Origin of the sequence: Nostoc sp. (assembly GCF_036917235.1) — a bacterium.
Taxonomy (GTDB): domain Bacteria; phylum Cyanobacteriota; class Cyanobacteriia; order Cyanobacteriales; family Nostocaceae; genus Nostoc.
Genome location: NZ_JBALDU010000101.1, coordinates 19,496 through 29,753 on the forward strand (window position 1 = coordinate 19,496; position 10,258 = coordinate 29,753).

Annotated in this window: 6 protein-coding genes and 1 pseudogene; 4 read left to right on the forward strand and 3 right to left on the reverse strand. The window is 44.2% G+C overall.

Annotated features, from left to right (window positions below; translation table 11 throughout):
- Positions 1–108 precede the first annotated feature (108 nt).
- From rsmI to V7K44_RS29320, 3 genes and pseudogenes are all read right to left on the reverse strand, one after another.
- The gene (gene rsmI, locus V7K44_RS29315; protein WP_334936996.1) at positions 109–969 is read right to left on the reverse strand and encodes a 16S rRNA (cytidine(1402)-2'-O)-methyltransferase; all 861 of its coding nucleotides are present in this window, start codon (positions 967–969) and stop codon (positions 109–111) included.
- A 54-nt stretch (positions 970–1,023) separates the two neighbouring features.
- Positions 1,024–1,115: pseudogene (locus V7K44_RS33320) on the reverse strand (IS1 family transposase); the annotation flags it as partial.
- Between the two features lie 66 nt (positions 1,116–1,181).
- A complete protein-coding gene (locus tag V7K44_RS29320) occupies positions 1,182–3,131 on the reverse strand; it encodes a heavy metal translocating P-type ATPase (RefSeq protein ID WP_334936998.1) in 1,950 nt (649 codons plus the stop codon).
- Between the two features lie 257 nt (positions 3,132–3,388).
- Between V7K44_RS29320 and V7K44_RS29325 the strand changes: the two genes are divergently transcribed.
- The 4 genes from V7K44_RS29325 (at position 3,389) to V7K44_RS29340 (ending at position 10,000) form a co-directional block, all read left to right on the forward strand.
- A complete protein-coding gene (locus tag V7K44_RS29325; RefSeq protein ID WP_334937000.1) occupies positions 3,389–3,736 on the forward strand; it encodes an STAS-like domain-containing protein in 348 nt (115 codons plus the stop codon).
- Between the two features lie 3 nt (positions 3,737–3,739).
- Positions 3,740–4,363: a hypothetical protein gene (locus V7K44_RS29330; protein WP_334937002.1), complete on the forward strand. Its 624-nt coding sequence runs from the start codon at positions 3,740–3,742 to the stop codon at positions 4,361–4,363.
- A 113-nt stretch (positions 4,364–4,476) separates the two neighbouring features.
- Positions 4,477–5,583 carry a precorrin-8X methylmutase gene (locus tag V7K44_RS29335; RefSeq protein ID WP_334937006.1) on the forward strand — a complete coding sequence of 369 codons (1,107 nt, stop codon included), beginning with the start codon at positions 4,477–4,479 and terminating at the stop codon, positions 5,581–5,583.
- 469 nt (positions 5,584–6,052) lie between these two features.
- Positions 6,053–10,000: a DUF4912 domain-containing protein gene (locus V7K44_RS29340; RefSeq protein ID WP_334937004.1), complete on the forward strand. Its 3,948-nt coding sequence runs from the start codon at positions 6,053–6,055 to the stop codon at positions 9,998–10,000.
- Positions 10,001–10,258: the final 258 nt, after the last annotated feature.

Genomic DNA, 10,258 nt, shown 5'->3' on the forward strand with positions numbered 1-10,258 from the left:
GGGTAAGCGTAGTATCTCGTAGAGAAGGACAAAAAAGGAAGAAAAAATAAAGAAATCTCTACATTTCACATCTATAATTTTGATTTTCAAAAAAGCGATATCAGCCGTTCAAGGCTCAGGACTGGAGACTATAGAAAGAGCTAGTTGATATAGTTGGCGACGGGGAAGGGAAGTAAATTTTGCTAACTGACGGCTAGCTTGCGATCGCGATATTCCTTGACTAATTAACTGTTTCAATTCGGCTTTCAATTCTTCTTCTGTCAGTTGGGGCTGACTGGCTGGAATTCCCGCGACTACTAATGTATATTCACCTTGGGGTTCTCGTTGGGAGTAGTAAGCGATCGCTTCGGCAATTGTCCCCCGCCAAAATTCCTCATACAATTTAGTTAACTCCCGTCCTAGCACAATTTGGCGATCGTTTCCCCAAACAAGAGCTAAGTCTTGCAAAGTATCTCGCAAACGGTGCGGCGATTCGTAGAAAATCAAGGTGCGAGATTCTGTTTGCAGAGATTCTAAATGTTCTTGTCTCTGCTGGGTTTTCGCTGGGAGAAAGCCTTCAAAGACAAACCGATCTGTTGGTAGTCCAGCTGCACTCAAAGCGGTAATTGCTGCACTAACGCCAGGAATGGGAACGACTGGAATTCCCGCCTCAATACAGGCTTTCACCAGTTCATATCCAGGATCGGAAATTCCTGGCATCCCAGCATCACTCACTAGAGCGATCGCTTTATTATTAACTAAATGCTCTAATAATTCTGGAATACGGCTAGTACGATTGTGTTCGTGGTAACTTACCTGGGGTGTTTTAACTTGAAAATGCTGTAACAGTTTCCCAGTATGACGCGTGTCTTCCGCAGCAATGATATCCACAGTTTGCAAAATTCGCACTGCCCGAAAGGTGATATCTTCCAGGTTGCCAATTGGTGTGCCGACAACGTAAAGTGTTCCTGGTTTTGGATCGGTTTGCATGAGTTAGGAGTTAGGAGTTAAAAGTTCAAAATAATAATTTACGTCTAATGTGAATTGAGTATTGACCACACTCCATACTCAAATTTTGTTTTTTTTGACCCGATGAGACTGTCTAATTCATCAATTTCAGTCATTTCGGGTATTTCTGGTCTTTTAAGACGCGATAAATCGCGTCTCTACATCTGGCTTTTGGGCTTATATTGCGTGCTATCTTATTTCAATAATCTTAGTCCACTGAGGGTAACTAATACTGTGGAACCTTCATGGCCAATTACGCCGATGGGTAGGTTAATATTTCCTAGAAAGTTGCCGACTAAAAGCAACATAATGAAACTCAACGCTACAACTATATTTTGTTTTACGATGGCTTGCGATCGCCTGCCTAAATGCATCGCTACAGCAATTTTTTCTAACCTGTCTGCCATCAGTACGATATCTGCGGTTTCTAATGCCACATCGCTACCAGATACTCCCATCGCTATACCTACAGATGCTTGCGCTAAAGCTGGTGCATCATTAATGCCATCACCTACCATTGCAACTGTTTGATATTGTTGCTGTAAACGGCGGATAATATTCAGTTTATCTTCTGGTAGAAGTTGAGCATATACCCGATCGATTCCGACTGCTTTGGCGACACTGTGAGCAGTTTCCTGATTATCCCCAGTTAACATGACAATTTGCTCAATTCCGAGTTGCTTTAATCGGCTGATGGTTGCGGCTGCTTCGACTCTCACCTCATCTGCGATCGCAATTACACCCATCACCTGAAATCCGGCTCCCCTCCTCGCTTGCGGGGAGGGGTTGGGGGTGGGGTTCTTCGCTACCCAAACGACAGTTTTACCCTCTTGCTCCCAAGATTGAACGATTTCTTGCAATTCTTCAGGTAAATTTGTTACATACTGCTGCACAAAAATGGCATTGCCGACAATTATTTGTTGTTCTTGAGAAATTCCGACAATTCCTTGTCCCGGTATAGCTTGCACTTCGATTGCAGCAACCCAATCTAAATCGCCAGCCGCCTGCACAATTGCCTTACCGATGGGATGTTCGGAAGAGGATTCTATACTAGCAGCGGCTTTTAATACATCATTATTAGTATATTCACTAGCTGAAACTACCTGGAATACCTGCAACTGTCCTGTTGTGAGAGTACCAGTTTTATCAAATGCGATCGCACGGACTTGGCTAATCTTCTCCAACTGCGCCCCATTTTTAAACAAAATCCCCTGTCTTGCACCATTGGCGATTCCCGAAAGCAGGGTGGGCATAATTGCAGCCATCAGCGCACAGGGAGAAGCCACCACCAGGAAAGTAAGAGCGCGATAAATTGTTGTTTCCCAATCCCAACCCCAAAGAAATGGCGGTAAAGTTGCCAGCAATATCCCAGCTACTACAATGACTTTGGCATATCCCTTCTCAAAGCGATCGATAAACTCTTGGGAAGGTGGTGCTTCTGTCTGCGCTTGTTCTACCAAACGAATCACCCGCTGAATTAAACTGCTTTGGGCTGGTTTGTGTACTTTAATCTGCAATGCACCATAGCCATTGAGTGTACCGGCAAATACTTCTTCGCCCACTGTTTTCTCTACAGGTAAAGACTCGCCTGTGATTGCAGCTTGATTGAGAGTGCTGTAACCAGATAAAATTATCCCATCAGTAGGAATTAGCTCTCCAGGTTTGACGACAATCTCATCACCCACTTTTAGCTGATTGATCGGAATTTCCTCTTCCCTCCCCTGAAGTAAAACCCTTGCTGTATCTGGTGTTAGGCTCATCAAACTGCGGATACTCCGCTCAGTTCGCTGCATTGCATAGCCTTCTAATGCGCCACTGATGGCAAAGATCAGAATCAAAATTGCCCCATCAATAATTAGATGATATTCTCTTCGCCATAAGCCGAGGCTAGCAGCACCAATGGCGGCAACAATCATCAACAAATCTACATCGAGTTCTTTTTCTTTGAAGAGGGTAGTCAATCCTTCTCGCGCACTTTCGTAACCACCAATTACATAAGCAGCGGGTAGTAGTAGGAACGCCAATCCCAAAGCGCCAAGATGCAAGGCGAACCATCCGAAAAGTAACAGTAAGCCACACAAAAGGGCGGCTACGGTATCTGCGTGTTCTCTGGTGAATTGGCCCAAACGTTGGGGGTAAAGCATGAAAGGTGAATTAATAAGGACTCTCTCACGCTAAACCTTGACATTGATGTTAATGTCAAGCCTTATAATGAATTTGAAACGCAGAGTGGGTAGGTTTGTAGAATATATAGGCGATAATATGATATGTGAGAACAAAGATACTAATCTTGGTAGAACCTTAATTAATATTGCACTTCGCTGTGATGAATCTTACTACTGCCTAGCAACTGAAGCTCATCAACTTAAGAAGCGGTTATTTTAAAGAGGGAGATAGAGGAATGGCATACAAAATTTTTGATCTTGTTGGGAAATACGCCATCAGCGCTGAGAGTGGGCAGAAGGTATACGATCAGATTCATCCAGTTCTGATTGCTGGCAACTCTGTAGAATTAGATTTTACTGGAGTTCAGGTCTTTGCTTCTCCTTTTTTCAACTTTGCGATCGGTCATCTCTTGAAGGATGTTCCAGCAGATAACCTTAATCGACTGGTTGAGTTCACCGCTATAAGTTCTGAGGGGTGGAATGTTCTTAAGCGTGTGATTGGCAATGCAAAGCATTACTATTCTGATGAGCAATTTCGTAATGCAGTTGATGCAGTGATTACAGAACAGGCTGCAACTTTTTAAAGCATGGTGGTCAATCTTAACATCCAAGCTGATATCATCGACATCAAAACTGATAATCCCCAGCAGGGTGATATTTTTCTTGTAGATACCAACGTCTGGTTTTGGCAGACTTATACAAATGCTGGGTTTGGTACTAAAGTATCCAAATCCGGCAATTATCTTAAATATATCAACGAAGCTATTTTAAATGGAGCCACACTTACATATTCTGGGCTAATTTTAGCTGAACTGGCTCATATCATTGAAAAAACTGAATATGAGATTTATAAAAAATTGCATGGGTTTTTGCCACTTAAAGAATACCGTCATAATTATCCAAATGAACGAATGAATGTTGTTGCCGAAGTTCAGTCAGCTTGGAGTCAGGTTAAGGCGCTTGCTGTTCCTGTTGATCTGACAGTAGATGACGCAACAACCGATGCAGCACTAAACAGATTCCAAACTCAAGCTGTTGATGGCTACGACTTACTACTTCTCGAAGCTATTAGCAGAGCAGGAGCAGGGAAAATTAAAATTATCACACATGACATGGATTATGCTGTTGTTCCAGATATTCAGGTATTTACGAGCAACAACAATGTTATCCAAGAAGCTAATGTACAGAAAAAATTATTGGTTAGCAGATAGTTTAACTAAGCTAGGCTAAAAGCGTAGACACGCAGTGGCTTGTCGTCAGACATCGCCTTTCCTAAACGCCCCCTCGACAATAATTAACTTTTATTAAGATGTAATTTGTGGAAATCAAAAGTAGCGAACTGACAATTAAGCAGTTAACGCACTTGGTAGGAGGCGGTTTAACTCCGCGGATGGTGCGACATTACCATCAATTGGGACTGTTACCGCAACCAGTGCGATCGCGCAGCAATTACCGTCTCTATACCCAAAAAGATGTTCTCAGGTTACAACGGATTGTCGCACTCAAGCAGCAAGGGTTTCAGCTAAATCATATCCGCAATATTTTGGAGGTGGAACCAGAAGCCGACACAACTGTTAACCTCATGGGACAACTTCAGCAGCAATATCGAGCGGTGATGCAACAAATTTCCCAACTGCGGCAAACTGCATCAGCATTAGAAGGATTATTGGGGCGCGATCGCCATTGTCAAATTATCCAGGCGGAAGTTTTGGCACAACTGAAGTTACTTGATGTTGAAACCCAAGCCGGATTGGGAGGATTGGAAAATCTCTGGAGTGGCTTGGATGCTGAAATTCATACCCACTCGGAAGCTTTTACCGAATCGCTACAACGCTTACTACCTGATTTGTCTCACCGTTCGGAAATTGAACAGCATTTAATTTCTCAGTTGGTTTTGGCTTGTGGCGATGTCAGTTTAGTATCCTTTGTGAAATTGAGTCGAGATGCGATCGCAGCTAGTCGAGAAGCTTTATCTTCAAGTTGTCAAATTGTTGTCGATACTCAAACGGTTGCTGCTGCTTTAGATCAAACCCGATTGCTTCACTTGGGATGCCACACCGAAACCTTAATTGATAACCCCCATATTACTACCGCCACTGAAGCAGAACTCGCCTTTTGGCAACATCAAGAATGGCGAACAAAATTGCTGCAAGTAAGTAAGGGTTGTGTGCTGGTAGTTGGTTATGCTCCCTCAGTACTTCTGGAAACTTGTGAGGCTATTGCCAACCAAAAAATTCAGCCTGCATTAGTAATTGGAATGCCCATTGGCTTTAGTCATGCTCCCGCAGCCAAGCGACAACTGATGCAACAAGGGATACCTTATATTACAGTTGAAGGGACTTTGGGAGGTGGCGCTTTAGCTGCGACTGCCTTAAATGCTTTGGTTGAGTCACTGATAGATAAGCCAGATTGTCATTGTTATCTCAAATAAGTATTCACTTAAAACAGTCTTAATGAAACGAGTTTCAAAAGCTTTGTATGAAAATGTTCTAGGAACTGGGATTTTTACTCAGCACTCAGCACGGGCTAAACCTTAGCTATCCGCTAACAGTACTCAGACTCAGCACTACTGAAAATAATATTGTTAAATAATATTGAATTTGCTACACTTTACCAGTTTTAGTAATTCAATAATTCATAATTGTGGCCATAAACCACCAACTTGGTATAAGTTGCAATATAACTTAGAAAAATTTATAGTACAACAGACTTTGGCAATTATAGTATAAATTATCATGCTATCCAAGCTACAGCGAAGTATAAATCAGCATAAGTACTTTGAAGCAATTAGAACTAAATATAACTCAGATGTATAATTAGCCCGTCTCCTCCATTATCTTTATAAAGATCGCGATTTAGGACTGGCAGGCTTTCTATTTTTTACTTTAATTAAGGGGCTTATGTGGCAACAAGAAAAAAAAGATACTTCGATAGTCAGACTGTTATTATGGGTTGCCTTAGCTACAACCCCGATGGCAGCATCTCTGGTGGTATCAGCACCGATGCTGGCACAATCTACACCTGAAGCTACCTCTTCGCCACTGCCACAAACAGTGCGGAATGAACCGATAGTGCGGATTGACGGTTCCAGTAGCTTGAGTGCAATCAACCAAAGCCTGAAAGAAAGTTTTGAAAAACAGTTTGTTGGTAAAAAGGTTGAAGTTGCTGCTAACGGCACTGATAAGGCGCTGAAAGATTTGCTAAATGGCAAAATCGATATAGTCGCAATGGGGCGCGGGTTGACGCCAGCAGAAAAAGCTCAAGGACTAGAACAAGTTCGTTTGCAGCGTGAGAAGATTGCGATCGTGGTTGGTGCAGACAATCCTTTCAAAGGAAGCTTGACTAGTAAGCAATTCGCCCGGATTTTTCGGGGGCAAATTACAAATTGGTCGCAACTGGGAGCGCCTTCAGCCAAGATTCGATTAATCGATCGCCCGAACACGAGCGAAACTCGCAATACTTTTCGTACTTATCCAGCCTTCAAAACTGCTGAATTTGCTACAGGGGCTAATGCTACCCAAGTAACTGAGGATAATACCGCAGAAATCATCAAACAACTGGGCAAAGACGGCATCAGCTATGTATTAGCTAATCAGGTGTCAAAGTTGAAAGGTGTGCGAGTTCTGCAATTACATCAAGCCTTGCCAGCTGATGCGAGATATCCCTTCTCGCAACCTTTAGTTTACGTTTACAAAAAAGATCAGAGTTTAACCACAGTAGATTTTCTTGGCTTTACCCTAGCACCAGCAGGACAGCAAGCTATAGAAAAAGGTAGAACTGCCGAAGCCAAGGCGATCGCAGCCAGCGTATTACAACCTGCTGTTGCAGCTTCTCCAGGTGTCCAAACGACACCAGCGCCTACGCCTTCCCCTAATGCCACTAGTTCTGCATTTGCCGAACAGCCCTTTGTGGCTGCTCCTGCACAAAGCGCTCCAATTGTAAATAAAGAAACACCATTGTGGTTGCTGCTACCTGTCTTTTTTATAACTGTGGGTGGCTCTATACTATGGTGGATTCTGAAAAAACCCCCATTGCCCACCGAGGAAACAGACAATTTACCAGAATCAAATCCTTATCCACCCAATGAAGAAACGGCGGCGCTCGATGCCAGCACAGTTTCTTCCCTGAATGGAACGACGCTGGAGGAGCAGGGAATACCGCACTTCCAAGACCAAGAAACCCCCGATCGCACTCCTTTCAACATCTACGCTCAAACACAATCCGATCTGAACCAAAATGCTACTCAGGGGACAGGAAATTTAGTACAAGAGACAAGTAATGGTACTTCTAACCTCTATGAAGGCGCGGCATCGGGCGTAGCGAATGGCTCAGAAAATAACAACTTAGGAGCCGCAGCTTTAGGTGGTGCGGCTATAGCAACAGGCATCGGGACGGCTACTTGGTCTACCTTTAACAACAAAGAAACAGAACCAAATGCAATTGATGAGACAGTCAATCACAATAATTACACGGAGACATACACTCCTGATTCTGATGAAGTTGCATGGGATATAGAAGCCCCGGCAGCTGTAGTCAATACTTCATATCCTTACCCAGGTAATATTCCAGAAGAAGTGTCTGATCTGGAACTGCCTTCATCTGAGGTGACAGCCCCACTCCCAGAATTACCAGATGTGCCACAAGCAACATCTGATTTTGGATATTGGGACACAGCAATTAGTGAAGATGAGGTAGATGATGAACTTCAGGCAGAATTGAACTGGCTAGAGAGTATCACCTCAACTGAAGATACAGCCTCAGTAGATGAATTGCCCTTAGGGGAATCTGACGAAGTGACAGCTGATGAGGAAACATCAGCGACAGATACATCCTCACTGCTCGATTTACCGGAATTTCCAGAAGATGTATTGAGTAAAGATGCATTGAATGTGGTAGCGGATGCAGCCGAACCCACTTTAACTTTGCCAGATGAAGAACTTCCCACCGAGCCGACTGTTGGGGAAGCTAACTCCACAGATTTGGCCGCAGCCGCAGCTTTAGCAGCGGGCGCAGGAGTTGGCGCTTGGGCTAGCACTTTCGGAGCGGATGCTCCAAATGAGACGATTGCAGTTGATGCAGATGAAGAAAGTAGTATTGTGTTCACACCACATACTTATACATCGGCTCATGTCTCTTGGGAGATTTCCGCAGCTAAGAAAGCAGAACTGTGGCAACAAGGCGGTACTCAATTGGTAGTGCGGCTGTATGATGTGACTGGCATTGATTTGAGTTATCAAAGTCCGCAGCTAGTAAAGCAGTATGAATGTGCAGAGACAGCACACGATCGCATTGTAGAAATTCCCCAGGGCGATCGCGACTACATAGCTGAAATTGGCTATCTCGCTTATGGCGAACACTGGTTATTCATCGCCCGTTCTGCAATTGTTCGTGTCTTCAGTGCTGTGAATCCAGATCCGATAGTTGATGATGTGGCAATGGCAGGCGAAACAGCTATTGGTTTGGTAGATACTCAAGAAGAAAGCAGTATTGTCCTCACACCAGATACTGATGGATCGGCTCATGTCTCTTGGGAGATTTCCGAAGCCAAGAAAGCAGCACTGCGGCAACAAGGCGGCTCTCAATTGATCGTGCGGCTGTATGATGTGACTGGCATTGACTTGAGTTATCAAACTCCGCAGCTGGTAAAGCTGTATGAATCTGAGGAAACAGAAAACGAAGGATTGGTGGACATTCCCCAGGGCGATCGCGACTACATAGCTGAAATTGGCTATCTGGCTGATGGCGAGCGCTGGTTATTCATCGCCCGTTCTGCGATCGTTCGTGTCTTCAATCCAGTGAATCCAGATCCGGTAGTTGATGATGTCGCAATTGCGGATAAAACAGATGTTGATTTGGTAGATGTCCAACAAGAGAGCAGTATTGTCCTCACACCCCGCACTTTCCAATGGGCTGAAGTCTCTTGGGAGATTTCCGAAGCTCAAAAAGCAGCACTGCGACAACAGGGCGGCTCTCAATTGGTAGTGCGGCTGTATGATGTGACTGGCATAGATTTGAGTTATCAAAATCCTCAGCTTGTCCAGCAGTATGAATGTGAAGAGACAGCACACGATCGCTTTGTGGAAATTCCCATCAGCGATCGCGACTACATAGCTGAAGTTGGCTATGTCGCTGATGGCGGTCGCTGGTTATTCATTGCCCGTTCTGCGATCGTTCGTGTCTTTAGTCCAGTGCCTACAGAGCCGACAACAAAAGATCCTGTTGTTGAAAATGTAGCATTAGTAAGCGAAACCGCTATTGCTTTGGCAGATGTAGAAGCAGAAACTGCCCCAGAAGAGAGCAGCATTATCCTCACACCCCGCACTCCCAAGTGGGCTTATGTCTCTTGGCAGATTTCCAAAGCTCAATCTGAAGCACTACGACAACAAGGTGGTTCCCAATTAGTAGTGCGACTCTATGATGTCACCGGCATTGACTTGAGTTATCAAAGTCCCCAGCTTGTCCAGCAGTATGAATCTGAAGAAGTAGCACGCGATCGCTTTGTGGCGATTCCCGTGAGCGATCGCGATTACATGGTTGAAATTGGCTATATTGCTGATGGCGATCGTTGGTTACTCATCGCCCGTTCTGCTAACGTTCGGGTATTCAGTCGTCCCCACGGAGATTTCTGGTTTGTGGCTGATGCTGAGTTGATTATTCATGGAGCAACTCAACCAAATACCAACGTAAACATTGGTGGTCATGCCATCAAAGTTAAACCCGATGGTACTTTCCACCTACGTCTCCCCTTTTCAGATGGTTTAATGGACTATCTCATCACGGTAGCTGCTGATGGGGAATCCACAAGAACTATTCATAAGAAGTTCTCTCAGGAAACTTCCGAAAGCTAATATTACCCTGAGTTATCCCCTTTAAACCAATTCTCTCTTTTTAGGGAGTGTAGGAAGAGGGGATTTTATTATGCCAACTTTCGTTTTTATCCCTGTTAGAGGTTGTTTGAAAAGTGTTTGGCTGTGATTTTAAGTACTTCTAGATCCCCCCTAGCCCCCCTTCTTAAGGCAGGGCTGATTCATTCCACAAGGGCAAGAAGTTTGTCAATATCATTAGAGAGAAATCTTTGAGCAATTGTGATGGAAGGATGACCATTT